The organism is Bacteroides faecium (assembly GCF_012113595.1).
Lineage (GTDB): Bacteria > Bacteroidota > Bacteroidia > Bacteroidales > Bacteroidaceae > Bacteroides > Bacteroides faecium.
This window is the reverse complement of the sequence record NZ_CP050831.1, coordinates 3,125,858-3,143,740: the sequence shown is the minus strand read 5'-3', so window position 1 is coordinate 3,143,740 and position 17,883 is coordinate 3,125,858. Positions and strand designations below refer to the sequence as shown.

The following is a 17,883-nucleotide window of genomic DNA, read 5'->3' as shown; positions in this document are numbered from 1 at the left end:
CAATATATATCGGAATAACAAGAAGCAGAAGAAAAGAAATATGCATTTTTTCAGATTAGCCATTTTTTCAGGTCAAATAAAATGCGGATACAACTAAATCTCAATTGAAGACAGATGAAAGATGATAAATATAAGAGGGCAGCTGTTTGGACAAATGAAGAACGATATGCAATACAAAAAAGAGGGAATGACAAAATTTTAATAATGTCACCCCTCTTCTAAAAATATACCTTTAGAATCTGAATTCTATTCCCACTCTATGGTTGCAGGTGGTTTGGAACTGATGTCATAAGTTACGCGGTTCACACCCTTCACCTTATTAATAATATCATTCGAAACTTTGCCCATAAATTCATAGGGCAGATGTGCCCAGTCGGCAGTCATGGCATCTGTAGATGTTACGGCACGCAAGGCAACCGCTCTTTCGTATGTACGCTCATCCCCCATCACACCGACAGATTGTACCGGCAATAAGATAACTCCTGCCTGCCAAACCTTATCATACAATCCCCAGTCACGCAATCCCTGGATGAATATATCATCGGCATCTTGCAGGATACGCACTTTTTCCGGAGTAATATCTCCCAAGATACGCACAGCCAAGCCCGGTCCAGGGAACGGATGGCGGGTAATCAAATGTTCAGGCATACCTAATTCGCGACCTACACGGCGAACTTCATCCTTGAACAACAACCGAAGCGGTTCACACAATTTCAGGTTCATTTTTTCGGGAAGACCGCCTACATTGTGGTGACTCTTAATCACCGTACCTGTGATAGACAATGATTCGATGCAATCCGGATAGATAGTACCCTGAGCCAGCCATTTCACATCTTTTATCTTGTGAGCTTCCACATCGAACACATCAATAAAGCCCTTACCTATAATCTTACGTTTATGTTCCGGTTCCTCAACGCCAGCCAATTCAGAGAAGAACTTTTCGCTTGCATCTACGCCAATTACGTTCAGACCGAGACATTCGTAATCAACCATCACATTCTTAAACTCGTTCTTACGCAGCATACCATGATCTACAAAGATACAAGTCAGATTTTTGCCGATAGCCTTGTTCAACAACACGGCAGCAACGGAAGAATCGACACCACCACTCAAGCCAAGAACTACTTTATCATCACCCAACTGAGCTTTCAATTCAGCAACAGTGCTTTCGATAAAAGAAGCCGGCGACCAATCCTGCTTGCAACCGCAAACATCTACTACAAAGTTCTTCAATATCTGTGTGCCGTCTTCACTATGAAATACTTCCGGATGAAACTGTACGCCCCACACGTTTTCACCTTCTATCTGATAAGCAGCAATCTCTACTTTATCCGTCGAAGCGATTTTCTTGAAATTATCAGGGATAGCGGTAATCGTATCACCGTGGCTCATCCATACTTGCGAACCGTCACGAACTCCCTTGAGCAACACATTATCCTTGCAGAAAGAAGCCAGATGAGCACGTCCGTATTCACGTGTGCCAGCCGGTTCTACTTTTCCGCCATTGGTGTACGACATAAACTGTGCGCCATAGCAAATTCCCAAAATAGGATATTTACCGCGAATCTCGCTCAAATCGACCTTAAAAGCATTTTCGTCATAAACCGAAAAAGGGCTTCCGGAGAGGATTACCCCCTTAATTGTTGTATCTTCTTTAGGAAATTTGTTGTAAGGAACTATTTCGCAATACGTGTCCAACTCGCGGACACGACGTCCAATAAGCTGTGTAGTCTGCGAACCAAAATCAAGAATTATTATTTTTTCCTGCATATTAATGGTTGGTTTTTTGAATAAAATGGTCTGCAAAAGTAGAAAAAAGTACGCAATCTATATAATAATGAAGAAAAAAATAAAGGAGATTCACAAGATAACACTTGGAATCTCCTTATTTTAATTAGTTCAAATCTTCTTTTCTTTCAGCAAATCGCGAATCTCCGTCAGCAATACTTCCTCTTTCGTCGGTACCGGTGGAGCAGGCGGCGCCGCTGCGGCTTCTTCTTTTTTCTTCGTTGTCAGCTTAGTCAGCAAACGTATAAATAAGAATATAGCGAAGGCAATAATCAGAAAATCAAAGGTAGCCTGCAAGAACTGACCGTAATCCAAAGATACCGCAGGGGCAATCTCTTTACCGTCGGCTCCTACCTCAGCCGCTTTCATTACCCATTTCAAATCCGTAAAGTTCACGCCGCCAACCAGTAAGCCGATTGGGGGCATGATTACATTGGCAACCAATGATGATACGATTTTTCCAAACGCACCACCAATAACTACACCGACAGCCATGTCTATGACGTTGCCTTTCATCGCAAACGCCTTAAAGTCCTGTAAAAATGTGCTCTTTCCCATCTTTTTTCAATATTTAATGTGAATTTAATATGCGAATATAAAAACATTTTTGTAATTTTGCACCGCATTTGAAAATAAAACAAATGCGGAGACCGAGAGATATTTGAACAAATATTATAAAACCCTTAAAAGTTTAAACAAAATGATTAAAGTAGGTATTAATGGATTCGGACGTATCGGACGTTTCGTTTTCCGCGCTGCAATGAAGAGAAACGATATTCAAATCGTAGGTATCAATGACCTTTGCCCGGTTGATTACTTGGCTTATATGTTGAAGTATGACACAATGCACGGTCAATTCGACGGTACTATCGAAGCAGATGTTGAAAACAGCAAATTGATCGTTAACGGTCAAGCTATCCGCATCACTGCAGAAAGAAACCCGGCTGACTTGAAATGGGATGCTGTAGGTGCTGAATACGTTGTTGAATCTACAGGTTTGTTCTTGAGCAAAGACAAAGCTCAGGCTCACATCGAAGCTGGTGCAAAATATGTTGTAATGTCAGCTCCTTCTAAAGATGATACTCCGATGTTCGTTTGCGGTGTAAACGAAAAAACATACGTGAAAGGTACTCAGTTCGTATCTAACGCTTCTTGTACTACTAACTGTCTGGCTCCTATCGCTAAAGTATTGAACGACAAGTTCGGTATCCTTGACGGTTTGATGACTACAGTTCACTCTACAACTGCTACTCAGAAAACAGTTGACGGTCCTTCTATGAAAGACTGGAGAGGTGGTCGTGCTGCTTCTGGCAACATCATCCCTTCTTCTACTGGTGCTGCTAAGGCTGTAGGTAAAGTTATCCCTGCATTGAACGGCAAATTGACTGGTATGTCTATGCGTGTTCCGACTTTGGACGTATCTGTAGTTGACTTGACTGTTAACTTGGCTAAACCGGCTTCTTACGCTGAAATCTGTGCTGCTATGAAAGAAGCTGCAGAAGGCGAATTGAAAGGTATCCTGGGTTACACTGAAGATGCAGTAGTTTCTTCTGACTTCTTGGGTGACGCTCGTACTTCTATCTTCGATGCTAAAGCTGGTATCGCTTTGACTGATACATTCGTAAAAGTTGTATCTTGGTATGACAACGAAATCGGTTACTCTAACAAAGTTCTTGACCTGATTGCTCACATGGCAACAGTTAACGCTTAATTAGACGATTAACATAGATGAAACCGCTGCGGGCAACCGTGGCGGTTTTTTTTGTATTCATTTTATATATTGTTAAAAAGCAAGCGGTTATCCGTTGAATCAGCCACAATTTTAGTAGATTTGCGTTCCTATGGAGAGATTATTAATAATATTGATACTTGTTTGCACCATGAACAATATAACAAATGCCCAGAATCCGTTCTTCGGGCAATATCAGACACCGCACGAAACCGTGCCTTTTGACCGGATAAAAACCGAACACTATGAACCTGCCATCCTTGAAGGAATCAAGCAGCAGAATGCAGAAATAGATGCTATCATACAGAATCCGGAAAAAGCGACTTTCAGTAATACAATAGAGACTTTCGAAGCATCGGGAGACTTATTGGACAGAGTAGTAGCCGTTTTCGGCAATATGCTTAGTGCAGAAACGAATGACGACCTGCAGGAACTGGCTCAGAAAATCATGCCACTGCTCAGTGAGCACAGCAACAATATCACGCTGAACGAAAAACTTTTCGCACGCGTGAAAGAGGTATATAACCAAAAAGAAAGCTTACAACTTACACAGGAGCAAAGTAAGCTACTGGAAAATGCATATAACAGTTTCGTTCGCCACGGTGCCAATCTGGAAGGTGAAGCACGCGAAGAATACCGCCGGTTGACTAACGAATTGAGTAAACTGACACTTGACTTCAGCGAGAACAACCTGAAAGAAACCAATCGTTATCAGATGTTGCTGACGAAAAAGGAAAGTCTTGCCGGATTGCCGGACATCATCGTAGAAGCCGCTGCCGAAACAGCGAAAAGCGAAGATAAGGAAGGATGGGCGTTCACACTTCATGCACCAAGCTATGTCCCTTTTATGACGTATGCGGATAACCGCGATTTACGTCAGAGACTGTATATGGCGTATAATACCAAATGTACACACGATAACGAATTCAACAATATCGAAATCGTGAAGAAAATAGCCAATACACGCATGAAGATAGCCCAACTGCTGGGATACAAAGATTATGCGGAATATATGCTCGTGAAAAGAATGGCTGAGAACAGTGAATCTGTATATAAACTTCTCAACCAACTTCTGGAAGCATATACTCCCACCGCACAGCAAGAATACAAAGAAGTGCAGGAACTAGCTCGCCAAGAACAAGGGGATGACTTTGTTGTAATGCCTTGGGACTGGAGTTATTATTCAAACAAGCTGAAAGATAAGAAATTCAATATCAACGAAGAAATGCTTCGCCCCTACTTCGAACTCGAACAGGTAAAGAAAGGGGTATTCGGACTGGCGGAAAAGCTATATGGAATCACATTCCGAAAGAATACGGAGATTCCAGTTTATCATAAAGACGTCGAAGCATTCGAAGTGTTCGATAAGGATGGAAAGTTCCTGGCTGTTTTATATACCGACTTCCACCCGCGTCTCGGAAAACGTTCGGGTGCCTGGATGACAAGTTACAAAGATCAATGGATAGATCAACAAACGGGTGAGAACAGTCGTCCGCATGTATCTGTGGTGATGAACTTCACCAAGCCGACCGAAAACAAACCTGCCCTATTGACATTCAATGAAGTAGAAACATTCCTGCATGAATTCGGGCACAGTCTGCATGGCATGTTTGCCAACTCTACCTATAAGAGTCTAAGCGGTACAAATGTATATTGGGACTTTGTAGAACTTCCTTCACAGATTATGGAGAATTTCGCCATAGAGAAGGACTTTCTGAATACTTTCGCCCGTCATTATCAGACTGGAGAAATCTTGCCGGATGAATTAATCAAACGCTTAGTAGACGCTTCGAACTTCAATATTGCATATGCTTGTCTGAGACAGTTAAGTTTCGGGCTGCTTGATATGGCGTGGTACACGCGCAATGTTCCTTTCGAGGGAGATGTGAAAGCCTATGAACAGGAAGCATGGAAAAAGACGCAAATACTGCCGATAGTACAAGAAGCTTGTATGAGCACTCAATTCTCGCATATCTTTGCAGGTGGATATGCCGCAGGATATTACAGCTACAAATGGGCGGAAGTACTGGATGCTGATGCTTTTTCACTATTTAAGCAGAAAAAAATATTCAATCAGGAAGTTGCTGACTCGTTCCGCAAGAATATCCTGTCGAAAGGGGGTACGGAGCATCCTATGACGCTCTATAAACGCTTCCGCGGGCAGGAACCGACTATTGACGCCTTATTAATCAGAAACGGAATTAAGAAATAAGTATCAAGTATTAAATATTAGATATGAAGAAGAATATATTTCAAATAGTAGGTTTATTCCTATTGCTTCCTTTATTGGCAGGATGCAACGATACAGATGATGTAGCCGCCATCTTTACAGGAAAGACGTGGAAATTGAACTATATCACAGTGGATGGTGGTCACGAAATGTTCAACTTTTGGGGAACCGACAACACGGCAAGAACCAAAAGTTATGAAGAACTCGAAAAAAGCGGTAGCTACAATATTGTATTTGACGGTATAGCTGACGGAGATATAATCAATGGAAAGATAAGAGGAACTATAGTTAAATCCTTTGCCCTTGAGGGAAGCTGGAGTGCAAATGGCAAAGATAACAGTTTTAGTGCTAGTGTTTCCGGAAATGACGGTGGAGACGTCCTTGCCAAAAACTTTATGGAAGGACTTAAGACTGCCACATCTTACGAGGGAGATACCAACGGCAACCTATATTTAATATACAAAGGAGGTCAACAAACTTTCCGTATGGTTTTCCGTGTAGTAAATAATTAATCAGCCAAACAACATGGACTCAGAAAAAAAACAATTAGAACTTGACAAACGTTATATACGTATGGCTAGCATTTGGGCTGAAAACTCCTATTGCGAGCGCCGTAAAGTAGGAGCTTTAATCGTTAAGGATAAAATGATTATCTCCGACGGGTATAACGGAACGCCTTCCGGTTTCGAGAATGTATGCGAAGATGAAAACAACTTGACAAAGCCATACGTTTTGCATGCGGAAGCAAACGCCATTACTAAAATAGCACGTTCGAACAACAGTAGCGACGGAGCCACGATGTATGTCACAGCTTCACCCTGCATTGAATGTGCAAAGTTAATCATACAGGCAGGAATCAAACGGGTAGTTTACTCCGAGCATTATCGCCTGGAAGATGGAATAGAGTTATTAAAACGGGCAGGAATTGAGGTCATCTACACAGAACCGGATGAAAATTCTGCTTCGAACAAATAATAAGACGAACGTTTTAAAAAAGGAATAGACATGAGTACAAAAAACTCTTCACGTTTCACACCTGTCATCATAGCAGTCAGCGTGGTTCTCGGGATTCTTATCGGCACATTTTATGCCAAGCATTTCGCCGGCAACCGCCTGGGTATCATCAACGGCTCTTCCAACAAGCTGAACGCATTGCTGCGGATTGTAGACGACCAGTATGTAGACACTGTTAACATGACCGATCTTGTAGAAAAAGCGATGCCACAGATTTTGGCCGAACTCGATCCGCATTCAACTTACATCCCGGCTCAGAATCTTGAAGAAGTCAACTCTGAACTGGAAGGCAGCTTTAGCGGAATCGGAATTCAATTCACCATACAGAATGACACCATCCATGTGAATGCAGTCATCCAGGGCGGTCCTTCCGAAAAAGTGGGGTTGATGGCGGGCGATCGTATCGTCACCGTAGACGACAGTCTCTTTGTCGGTAAAAAAGTGACTAACGAACGAGCGATGCGTACTCTTAAAGGGCCTAAAGGTTCCCAAGTGAAGCTAGGAGTCAAACGCATGGGAGAGAAAGAGCTATTGAACTTTAGCATCACCCGTGGAGATATTCCTCAAAATACGGTTGATGCCGCTTATATGGTAAATGACGACATCGGCTACGTAAAAGTCAGCAAATTCGGCCGTACTACTCATGTAGAACTGCTCAACGCATTGGCTCAACTCAACCATAAGAAATGTAAAGGGCTGATTATCGACCTGCGCGGTAATACCGGTGGATATATGGAAGCCGCTATCCGTATGGTTAATGAGTTCCTGCCCGAAGGTAAACTGATTGTATATACTCAGGGCCGTAAATATCCGCGTGCAGAAGAATTTGCCAATGGTACAGGTAGCTGTCAGAAGATGCCGCTCGTTGTATTAATCGACGAAGGTTCTGCTTCGGCCAGTGAAATCTTCACCGGAGCTATACAGGACAACGACCGGGGTACAGTAGTAGGACGCCGTTCCTTTGGTAAGGGACTGGTTCAACAGCCTATCGACTTCAGCGACGGTTCGGCTATCCGCCTGACGATTGCCCGCTACTACACTCCATCCGGACGCTGTATCCAACGTCCTTACGAAAGTGGTAAAGACCGTAACTACGAACTCGACTTATACAACCGCTACGAACATGGTGAGTTCTTCTCTCGCGACAGCATCAAGCAAAATGAGAAAGAACGCTATAACACGAGCCTGGGACGTACTGTGTATGGTGGTGGCGGTATCATGCCCGATATATTCGTGCCACAAGATACGACAGGAGTCACTTCCTATCTTTCTACGGTTATCAACCGCGGACTGACTATCCAGTTTACATTCCAATATACGGATAATAACCGGAAAAAACTCAGTCAGTACGAAACTGAAGAGGACTTGCTGAACTATCTCCGCCACCAAGGATTGGTAGAACAGTTTGTCCGTTTTGCCGACAATAAAGGAGTAAAAAGAAGAAATATTCTCATCCAAAAATCCTACAAGCTGCTGGAAAAGAATATCTATGGCAACATCATCTACAATATGCTAGGGTTGGAAGCCTATCTCCAATACTTTAACAAGACAGATGCCACTGTCAATAAAGGCATCGAGATACTCGAAAAAGGAGAAGCCTTCCCGAAAGCTCCGGTAGCAGTGGAAGAGGAAGAAGTGACAAAGGACAAGAAAGATGGAAAGAAAAAAAGAACTGCGCAAGTATATAGCATCACTGAAGACCCGTCACAAGGATTCAGATATGCGGAAGTTGCAATCAGCTAAAGTACTTGCCGCCCTCGAAGCCCACCCGGCTTTCAGGGCGGCAAATACTATATTGCTCTATCATTCGCTGAAAGACGAAGTAGACACGCACGCGTTTATCCGGAAATGGAGTAATAAAAAGCGGATTCTGCTTCCGGTAGTCGTAGGCGATGAGTTGGAATTACGTATATATAGTAGTCCCGAAGACATGGCAACCGGCAGTTATGGAATAGAAGAACCTACCGGAGAAGTATTCACAGACTATGCGGCTATAGAATTTATTGCCGTTCCCGGAGTTGCTTTTGATGCCAAAGGTAACCGGTTGGGACGGGGAAAGGGATATTATGACCGCCTTCTACCACGTATTCCGTCAGCCTATAAAGCAGGCATTTGTTTTCCGTTTCAATTAGTAGAAAAAGTTCCTGCGGATTCATACGATGTACGCATGGACATAATCATAACAAGTAATGAGGACGAATTATCACACCCATACCACCCGCTGCCATCATGCGACAGGGAGTGACGAAGAATTTGTTTTAAGCGCTATCAAAGGCGGTTATCAAGAATTAGGATTCTCTGACCATACTCCGTGGAAATACAATACCAATTATGTATCCGACATCCGCATGACTCCCGAAGAACTGCCGGAGTATGTAGAAAGTCTCCGTTCGTTACGGGAAAAGTACAAAGAACAAATCAGCCTGAAAATAGGACTGGAATGTGAATATTTCCCGGATTACCTGCACTGGTTGAAAGAAGTCATCAAGGAATATCAATTGGATTACATCATCTTCGGAAATCACCATTTTCATACAGACGAGAAGTTTCCTTATTTCGGCCGGCATACAGATACGGTGGATATGCTCGAACTTTATGAAGAGAGCGCCATTGAAGGGATGGAAAGCGGATTATTCGCTTACCTGGCACACCCTGATTTATTCATGCGTTCCTATCCCCGATTCGACCGTCACTGCAAATTAGTCAGCAGACACATCTGCCGGACAGCGGCACGGTTAAACCTGCCGTTGGAGTATAACCTCGGCTACGAAGACTACAATGAGGATCACGGAATTATAACGATTCCTCACCCCGACTTTTGGGAAATAGCTGCTCACGAAGGCTGTACTGCCATTATCGGAGTGGATGCACATAATAATCAGTATCTGGAAACACCATTCTATTATGACCGTGCAGGCGAAACACTCAAGAAGTTGGGAATAAAGGTAACAGACACGATACCTTTCCTCACCGGAAAATGATATTTGTAATAACCGTAGCCCCTACTTTCTCATTAAGCGCACGCACCAACATTTCGCGTCCCATCATCAGTTCCTGACGAAGAGCTGCGGAAGTGAGATGCACATATAAAGTCTGGTTACGAATATAAAGATTGTTGGTATAAGCCGCAGCAGGCCCCAGGATTTTGGGCCAGGCATCCAGCAACCTTTGTTCGTTCAGCGGAGATTCCAAACTCTCCTGACGAAGAAACTGCTGAATCAGTTTTCCTATTTGTTCTGCATCGTTACGTTTCATTATTCAGCTTCCATTTCATGAATCACTCCTGCTTCCACACGGAAAATCTTAAAATCACTGCCTACCTTATGCAGGATGCGATCCAAATGTTCCCGGTTCGTATCCGTTATAAATATCTGCCCGAAGTTATCTCCCGCAACCAATTTAACAATCTGTTCCACACGCGAAGCGTCCAGTTTATCGAAAATGTCATCCAACAATAATAAAGGAACAGTCCTTCCGGTACGTTTCAGGAAGTCGAACTGTGCCAATTTCAATGCCACCAAATACGTTTTATTCTGTCCCTGCGACCCTTCCTTCTTTATCGGAAACTCGCCCAACATCATATTCAGTTCATCCTTATGAATTCCCCGCAGGGAGAATCCCATAATCTTGTCCCGTTCCCTGCTTTGCTTCAGAACTTCCATCAAAGAAGCATCCCGTGCATGAGACTCATAAGACAATCCGACCTGTTCCTTATCCTGTGAAATGAAAGAATAAAAAGACTGGAAGATAGGAATAAACTCCTTGATGAACGCTTCACGCTTTCTGAATACTACTTCACCGGCCTGCGCCATCATTTCTTCCCATACCAGAAACAATTCTTCTTCCACAGGAAACTCACTCTTCAATAAAGTGTTGCGCTGTGTCAATGCTTTGTTATACCGTATCAGCGCATCCAGATACTCCTTATCATACTGCGAAATCACGACATCCATAAACCGGCGCCGTTCATCACTTCCCCCGGCTATCAATTCAGAGTCGGCAGGCGACACCATGACCAAAGGCAAAAAACCGATGTGGTCGGAAAAACGGCTATACTCCTTCTTGTTACGCTTAAACTGCTTCTTCGAACGACGTTTCATCCCGCAATATATTTCCTCGGGAGTCCCGTCCTCGGCTTCATAAAAGCCCTGGATAACGAAGAAGTCCTGCTCATGACGAATATTCTGTGAATCAATCGGATTGCCGGAACTTTTGCAGAAAGACAAAAAATACACTGCATCCAGCAGATTCGTCTTTCCCATCCCATTCTGCCCGAAAAAACAATTCAGCTTGGCGGAGAATCCCAGCTCCACCTCTTCCAGATTCTTATAGTTTAATATGGATATTCGTTTCAGTATCATTGTGTACGCGTTAATTTGTTCACAAAAGTAGCAAGATTTTCGTGGTTTTCGGGTGTAAAACAAAAAAAGATGGCTCTAAATTTCATTTGTAGATATAAAAAAACTACTTTTGCGAGTCGAAATATCAAACCGTGAATAATAACAAAAAGAATCATATAAAATGGCAGAACAAAAGAATCAGAACGAACATCTGAACGTAGAAGATGCACTGACACAATCGGAAGCATTTCTTATCAAGTACAAAAACGCAATCATCGGCGGTGTTGTTGCTGTGATTATTATTGTAGCAGGTTTTATCATGTATAAGAACCTCTATGCTGAACCACGTGAAGAAAAAGCACAGGCAGCTCTTTTCAAAGGACAGGAATACTTTGAACAGGATGCTTTCGAGCAAGCACTGAACGGTGACAGCATCGGTTTTGCAGGTTTTCTGAAAGTAGCAGATGACTACAGCGGAACAAAAGCCGCTAATTTAGCGAAAGCTTATGCAGGTATTTGCTATGCACAACTCGGCAAATACGAAGAAGCAGTGAAGATGCTGGATAGTTTCAACGGAAACGACCAAATGGTTGCTCCGGCAATTTTGGGTGCTGCCGGTAACTGCTACGCACAACTCGGCCAATTGGATAAAGCAGCTTCTACTTTGCTCTCGGCAGCAGACAAAGCTGATAACAACACATTGAGCCCGATCTTCCTGGTACAAGCCGGAGAAATCCTGGTGAAACAAAGTAAATTTGACGACGCTATAAAAGCTTATACTAAGATCAAGGACAAATACTTCCAATCTTACCAAGCTATGGACATCGACAAATATATCGAGCAGGCTAAGTTGATGAAGAAATAATATACCTTATTATATATAAGATATTCAGGCACGGATTACACAGATTGACACGGATTAAAACAGTTATCAACTACAACCGTGAAATCCGTGTAATCCGTGCTTTATTCTCAACCTTTTCCAAACTTTCATTTTTTAATTTTTAATTCTCAATTCTCAATTTATTATGGCAACAGCTTATCATAATTTATCCGAATATGATTTCAACTCCGTTCCGAACGCTGAAGATATGAAATTCGGTATCGTCGTATCCGAATGGAATTTCAATATTACAGGTGCTTTGCTGAAAGGCGCAGTCGAAACATTGAAAAAACACGGAGCTAAAGAAGAAAACATTTTAGTGAAAACTGTTCCGGGAAGTTTTGAACTTACTTTCGGTGCCAACCAAATGATGGAAAATTGCGATATCGATGCAATTATTGCAATCGGTTGCGTAATTAAGGGAGATACTCCACATTTTGATTATGTTTGTATGGGAGCCACTCAAGGAATTACCGAATTAAACGCAACTGGCGATATACCAGTTATTTACGGATTAATTACCACTAATACCATGGAGCAAGCAGAGGATCGTGCCGGTGGCAAGCTGGGTAACAAAGGAGACGAATGTGCAATTTCTGCAATAAAAATGATTGATTTTGTTTGGAGTTTAAATAAATAGTTGTATCTTTGCACCGCGATTGAGAAACAAACTATCTCGAAAGCAAAAAGGGCAAATACCAGAGTGGCCAAATGGGGCAGACTGTAAATCTGCTGTCTTTCGACTTCGGTGGTTCGAATCCATCTTTGCCCACAAAAATTGCGGAAGTAGCTCAGTTGATAGAGCATTAGCCTTCCAAGCTGAGGGTCGCGGGTTTGAGCCCCGTCTTCCGCTCTCCAAAGAGAATCTGAGAAATTAGATTCTCTTTTTTTGTTTTACTTTAGACCGCTATAATTATGAAAGATTCTCTGACACAAACTCACGTACTCCGGTTAGCGCTCCCCCCTATCCCAACCGTTCATATCGGAATCATAGGATTGGGCAACCGGGGATTGCTCACCCTGCAACGTTATCTCCAAATAGAAGGTGTAGAGATCAAGGCTCTCTGCGAAATCAGGGAAGGTAACCTTCACAAAGCCCAGCAGCTATTAAAAGAAGCAAATCGCCCTGACGCCATCGGATACACCGGGACAGACGGCTGGAAAAAGATGTGCGAGTCGGACGGGCTGGATTTAGTTTTCATCTGCACTGATTGGCTGATGCATACACCGATGGCTACCTTTGCCATGGAATGCAACAAACACGTAGCTATCGAAGTTCCGGCAGCCATGAGCGTAGAAGAATGTTGGAAACTGGTCGATACGGCAGAGAAAACACGACGTCACTGCATCATGTTAGAGAACTGCTGCTACGATCCTTTCGCACTGACTACTCTCAATATGGCCCGCCGAGGAATACTCGGAGAGATTATGCACGTAGAAGGAGCCTATATCCATGACCTTCGTTCGATGTATTTTGCCGAGGAAAGCGAAGGCGGCTATCACAACCACTGGGGAAAGAAGTACAGCATTGAACATACCGGCAATCCCTACCCCACTCATGGTCTGGGCCCCGCCTGCCAGATTCTCGACATTCATCGTAGCGACCGGATGGAATATCTTGTTTCTATGTCTACCCATCAGGCAGGAATGACCGAATATGCCCGCCGGATGTTTGGTGAGTACTCACCGGAAGCCTGCCAGAAATATCAACTGGGAGATGTCAATACGACTCTTATCCATACAATCAAGGGAAAAACAATCATGCTTCAATATGATGTATCTACCCCACGTCCTTACAGCCGCCTGCAAACAGTATGCGGAACACTGGGCTTTGCACAAAAATATCCGGTTCCATGTATAGCACTGGATCCGAACGGTGATACACCACTCACAGGGGAAAGACTGGAGAAAACACTGGCACGCTACAAACACCCTTTCAGCGCGACTATCGGTGAAGAAGCGCACCGTAAAGGATTACCTAACGAAATGAACTATGTAATGGATTATCGCCTTATTTATTGCCTGCGCAACGGGCTTCCACTGGATATGGACGTATATGACGCAGCCGAATGGTCGTGTATCACAGAACTAAGCGAGAAATCAGTATTAAACAAAAGCATGGCGATAGAAATACCAGACTTTACTCGGGGAGCGTGGAAAATAAAATAAACAGAAGAAGATTCTTTTTCAGGAATTTCAGAGTAAGGTAGATATGACGTTCCACGGCTTTTTCACCAATACCGCAACGGGCGGCAATCTCCCGATAAGTCATATTTTCCTCTCTGCTCATCAAGAATATTTCGCGTTGCCGCTTGGGTAATACAGCAATGAGCTGGTCGATATATTCTTTTAGGTCTTCTGCCACCATCTGGTCTTCCTGATTATACGGTTCTTCGTTCTCTATTGAACGCAGTATCGTCATTTTGAACATATCTTCACGAACCTTGCTCCGTGCTTTATTAAAAATGATATTCCGGGTAATAATAAACAGGAAGCCTTCCACTCTTTTATTGTTATCCAATAAATGGCGAGCCTCCCAAAATTTCACAAAAACATCTTGAACAATCTCAGAAATTGTATCAGAAGAAGTTACATAAAGCTTGGTAAAATTATAAACTTTCTGCCAATAATAATCATACAACGTAGCAAAGGCAATATTATTGCCATTTTTCATTTGATTAATCAGCTCTTTTTCCTCCATATCGCTCAAAACTTATGATAGACAAAAGTAATATATTTAAAATAAAATATACTATGGCGAGCCAATTAATTTCAAAATTCCATTTTATCTTTTTTATTTATATCATTGTGAATACATCATAAGAAAAATGCCATAAATCAACGCAGTATGTTGTAATAACCTAATACAAACGGACAAAACAACTCTGCGTTAATCTATGGCATAATTTGCACATATATATTTAATTCACCATCGGCACTTCCGTCCGTTTTCCTGTCACTGATACAGCATAAAGTTTATGCCCGTCCTTCCAATCACCGGAAAGTGTAAATACATCGGTAGCAGAAGGCGTCGTCTCACCACTAGAGATAAAGACAAGTTTGCCGGACTGGTTCTCCACTTCATAGGCTACCACATTCTGCCAGTTTCTGATTGTAATGGTATTGCCATTCCGGGTCGCATTTTCCCCAGGTACTACCTGAGGGCGATTCCGATACAACTCCCATGTATTATCTGAAATGTATTCTAAAGCTACATCCTGCAATTTTTCATATCCCAAACTCTCCACTTTCTCCTTTAACTTACTAACCATTTCCTCAGTAATCTTCAGCGTTTTTGTTTCATAATCTTCAATCGACCTATCCACAGGAGTCAAGAATCCCCACTTTTCAAAAAAATCAAGTAAGTTTATCCGGGCTGCTACACAACAGTTGTACACAAAATCAAGCTGTATTTCTCCTTCACTCATGCCACCATAGTTCTTCGTACGGGCATATTCGAAAACTTCGGGATAGAAGCCACCATAATCCGACTGTTGGAGCGGTGTCCGTCCAAGCACTTTACCAAAGTAAAGTTCCAGTTGCCAAAAAGGAACCAACTTACAAAAGACATCATCCGAATCATCTATATTTGTAAAATTAGCATGAGAAGCCTTCGGAACAATAATACCGTTCCATGCCTTCGAATACCTATTGCGGTATACCGCTCCCATATCTTCAGTCTGTATCCGTGAAGGCTGCCCGAAAACAGTAGTCTGTATATATTCGGACATGATATTGTTAGTCACCTCAGTCAATCCTATCCACTTGACTCCCGGACGTGTCTGATTGCAGTGCCCTATTTCATGAGCAGGTCCCCAACAACCGGTGGTTTTCAGCACATCCGGGTCACAAACATCTCCCATTGTTGTCTGGTTATAAGCAGTATGATAAGCAGTTGCATACATAAAAGACTGGTACATGACATTCAAATATATCCTATTTTTGAACACCCTGTCATATTTTTCCAATCCGAGAAGTTGCATCTCACTATAAGCAATCTTATCATAAAGGTCAATCAATTCATCACCATTGGTGGCAGCATACTTTCTGAAGTCATTGGTTTCAAAAGTCAGATGCGCATATTTGCCTATCACATCAAAATATTTATCCGTAGCCTTACCCAACAATTCACTCCAACGCCCTCGGTGATCCTCATTCTGCGAATCAAAATAACCATTCACTGTGCCCGAAGCAAAATGAATATTAACAGGTTGTGCTCTTTCTGCTTCTTCCAGACTTTTAGTATGATACATTACATATACCAATCCTTTTCCTGTCATCGTCAGTTTATTAATACCGCGATACAACGGATAGGTAACTCCTCCGAAACCATCACTTCCCGGTGCGTCCAAATTCTGCACCTTCATCCCTATACTCTGTCCGTATGTATCACCCACCATCACTACCAACGTTTCACCTGCTCCTACCGAAATTCCTGTCGGGTTGTCAAGAAGGCTATACGGATTTGTCTTGTGAGTTTCCGACTGAATATCCGGATGCGGAAACGCTTTGTAATCTGCCACACGGAAGTTCCTGTCATACTTTCCTTTGAACATATAATAAGCCAGATTCTTAAAGAAAGGATAGTTACAGTTCTCGATGTCTGCTTCTGTGACTCCCGCTTTCAGGTTGCTGCATGTCTCGTCTTCAAAAAGAGTAGAATAATCAAACGCATTCAGATTTTTGGTATAAAACTCCATCTCAGCACAAGAAGCAAATCCCTGACCATCTCCTGCTCCGCTCTTTACGATAAAACGAATAGAAATGGCACGAACCGTATTATTAAAAGCTACCCTGGTAGCTGTTGCAGAGCCTTCAAAATCCTTATCAAGTAACTTCGTAAATGTATTTCCATCTTCCGAGTACTGGATTTCCACCTCTTTGAAATGGCCATTATATCCTGTAGAACGGGGATAATAAATCAGATAATCCACATCAGACGCTTCCGCAAAATTATAAGTCAGCGTAATAGGAAAATAATTTGTTCCGCCATTTAACCAGTTCGAATGATACAGTGTTGTATAATCACCATCAAAAGATTTCTCAATACCATCCTCACCCTGGTGAGAAGAATCAGTCCCACTCACTACCTTCACTTTAATATCTCCTTCAATATCCTCTCCTGCTCCTCCATTGTATTCATTCAGTCCATGCTGTGAAATCTGGACCGAAGCAGAAACCGGCACACTTTCTTCCGGGGCACCTGCCGGCAAAACTTCAGTAAAGACTATGGCGCCTTCCCGCTTTTCATCCAATGTACTGCTTTTCACCACATAAGTATGAGTCGATGTTACCATCTCCGGTGCACGGGATTTTACTTTCTCCGAGATCCAATCAGGGAAGCCGGCACTCACTTCTACATTCGCAGTAACATCAAAAGTTATCTCTTTTCCAATAACCTCCACCTCAAAAACATTCTTATCAATCAATATAGCAGCTTCATATCCTAACTGCCGAACCTTGATTGTCCGCATTTGCCCTTCTGCCTTAATTGTTACAGTGGCTTCACGTACCAGCCGTTCCTCACTTTCATCGACAGAAATCTTCAAGATCTTCCCCGCAACGGAAAGAGTACACCAACTTTTATCCGCCTTCGCTTCCCAAATTGAAGCATTGGTTGAAACCGTTATATTTTGTATTCCCGCTTCACTGCTAAAATCCACAATCTCCTTATTTACGGATAAATCGACCACCAATACTTCCTCATCGCTTGAGCAAGAAAAAGCCAAACCCAATGGTACAAATACAAGGAGAACCAACAAGCATTTTTTTATATAATAATTTACCATCTATAATACGTATTATGTAATACTTTCATCGAATAACCAAAGCATCAAATAAAAAGGCGGAAATCCAAAATAATTCTTGAAAAGAAGCATTTATAATTTCCGCCTGATTT

Annotated in this window: 16 protein-coding genes and 2 tRNA genes; 12 read left to right on the top strand and 6 right to left on the bottom strand. The window is 42.5% G+C overall.

What is annotated here, in order from left to right:
* Nucleotides 1-246: 246 nt before the first annotated feature.
* Both guaA and mscL read right to left on the bottom strand, forming a co-directional pair.
* Nucleotides 247-1,770 (bottom strand): glutamine-hydrolyzing GMP synthase, encoded by a 1,524-nt coding sequence (gene guaA, locus BacF7301_RS11140; RefSeq protein ID WP_167962783.1) that lies wholly within the window; start codon nt 1,768-1,770, stop codon nt 247-249.
* Between the two features lie 129 nt (nt 1,771-1,899).
* Entirely contained in the window at nt 1,900-2,346 is a 447-nt protein-coding gene (mscL, locus tag BacF7301_RS11135) for a large-conductance mechanosensitive channel protein MscL (RefSeq protein ID WP_167962781.1), read from the bottom strand.
* A 142-nt stretch (nt 2,347-2,488) separates the two neighbouring features.
* On the opposite strand from mscL, the gene gap reads away from it, so the two are divergent.
* From gap to BacF7301_RS11100, 7 genes are all read left to right on the top strand, one after another.
* The gene (gene gap / locus BacF7301_RS11130) at nt 2,489-3,499 is read left to right on the top strand and encodes a type I glyceraldehyde-3-phosphate dehydrogenase (RefSeq protein ID WP_167962779.1); all 1,011 of its coding nucleotides are present in this window, start codon (nt 2,489-2,491) and stop codon (nt 3,497-3,499) included.
* 169 nt (nt 3,500-3,668) lie between these two features.
* Entirely contained in the window at nt 3,669-5,729 is a 2,061-nt protein-coding gene (locus BacF7301_RS11125) for a M3 family metallopeptidase (protein WP_167962777.1), read from the top strand.
* Between the two features lie 23 nt (nt 5,730-5,752).
* Nucleotides 5,753-6,259 carry a DUF4847 family protein gene (locus BacF7301_RS11120; protein WP_167962775.1) on the top strand — a complete coding sequence of 169 codons (507 nt, stop codon included), beginning with the start codon at nt 5,753-5,755 and terminating at the stop codon, nt 6,257-6,259.
* Nucleotides 6,260-6,272: 13 nt separating this feature from the next.
* Nucleotides 6,273-6,722, top strand: a complete 450-nt coding sequence (locus BacF7301_RS11115; protein WP_167962773.1) for a dCMP deaminase family protein — start codon at nt 6,273-6,275, stop codon at nt 6,720-6,722.
* Nucleotides 6,723-6,752: 30 nt separating this feature from the next.
* Nucleotides 6,753-8,504 carry a S41 family peptidase gene (locus BacF7301_RS11110; protein ID WP_167962771.1) on the top strand — a complete coding sequence of 584 codons (1,752 nt, stop codon included), beginning with the start codon at nt 6,753-6,755 and terminating at the stop codon, nt 8,502-8,504.
* Nucleotides 8,416-9,006, top strand: coding sequence for a 5-formyltetrahydrofolate cyclo-ligase (locus BacF7301_RS11105; protein WP_167962769.1), 591 nt, complete (start codon nt 8,416-8,418; stop codon nt 9,004-9,006). Before BacF7301_RS11110 ends, BacF7301_RS11105 begins: the two co-directional genes overlap by 89 nt.
* The gene (locus BacF7301_RS11100; protein ID WP_167962767.1) at nt 8,951-9,742 is read left to right on the top strand and encodes a histidinol-phosphatase; all 792 of its coding nucleotides are present in this window, start codon (nt 8,951-8,953) and stop codon (nt 9,740-9,742) included. Before BacF7301_RS11105 ends, BacF7301_RS11100 begins: the two co-directional genes overlap by 56 nt.
* Here the strand turns inward: BacF7301_RS11100 and BacF7301_RS11095 are convergent.
* Together BacF7301_RS11095 and recF are read right to left on the bottom strand one after the other, a co-directional pair.
* Nucleotides 9,729-10,016, bottom strand: coding sequence for a DciA family protein (locus BacF7301_RS11095; RefSeq protein ID WP_167962765.1), 288 nt, complete (start codon nt 10,014-10,016; stop codon nt 9,729-9,731). The two genes, BacF7301_RS11100 and BacF7301_RS11095, sit on opposite strands and share 14 nt — an antisense overlap.
* On the bottom strand, nt 10,016-11,122 hold the full coding sequence (gene recF / locus BacF7301_RS11090; protein WP_167962763.1) for a DNA replication/repair protein RecF: 1,107 nt from the start codon (nt 11,120-11,122) through the stop codon (nt 10,016-10,018). The genes BacF7301_RS11095 and recF overlap by 1 nt, the downstream gene beginning before the upstream one ends.
* Before the next feature lie 160 nt (nt 11,123-11,282).
* On the opposite strand from recF, the gene BacF7301_RS11085 reads away from it, so the two are divergent.
* From BacF7301_RS11085 to BacF7301_RS11065, 5 genes are all read left to right on the top strand, one after another.
* Nucleotides 11,283-11,966 (top strand): tetratricopeptide repeat protein, encoded by a 684-nt coding sequence (locus BacF7301_RS11085; protein ID WP_167962762.1) that lies wholly within the window; start codon nt 11,283-11,285, stop codon nt 11,964-11,966.
* A 163-nt stretch (nt 11,967-12,129) separates the two neighbouring features.
* The gene (gene ribH / locus BacF7301_RS11080) at nt 12,130-12,624 is read left to right on the top strand and encodes a 6,7-dimethyl-8-ribityllumazine synthase (protein ID WP_167962760.1); all 495 of its coding nucleotides are present in this window, start codon (nt 12,130-12,132) and stop codon (nt 12,622-12,624) included.
* 49 nt (nt 12,625-12,673) lie between these two features.
* Nucleotides 12,674-12,756 (top strand) — tRNA-Tyr (locus BacF7301_RS11075).
* Nucleotides 12,757-12,764: 8 nt separating this feature from the next.
* A tRNA-Gly gene (locus tag BacF7301_RS11070) sits at nt 12,765-12,837 on the top strand.
* Between the two features lie 62 nt (nt 12,838-12,899).
* Nucleotides 12,900-14,153: a Gfo/Idh/MocA family protein gene (locus BacF7301_RS11065; RefSeq protein ID WP_167962758.1), complete on the top strand. Its 1,254-nt coding sequence runs from the start codon at nt 12,900-12,902 to the stop codon at nt 14,151-14,153.
* Here BacF7301_RS11065 and BacF7301_RS11060 read toward each other — a convergent pair.
* Nucleotides 14,125-14,685, bottom strand: coding sequence for an RNA polymerase sigma-70 factor (locus tag BacF7301_RS11060; protein ID WP_167962756.1), 561 nt, complete (start codon nt 14,683-14,685; stop codon nt 14,125-14,127). The genes BacF7301_RS11065 and BacF7301_RS11060 overlap by 29 nt on opposite strands.
* Nucleotides 14,686-14,905: 220 nt before the next feature.
* A complete protein-coding gene (locus tag BacF7301_RS11055) occupies nt 14,906-17,773 on the bottom strand; it encodes a M60 family metallopeptidase (RefSeq protein WP_209319522.1) in 2,868 nt (955 codons plus the stop codon).
* Nucleotides 17,774-17,883: the final 110 nt, after the last annotated feature.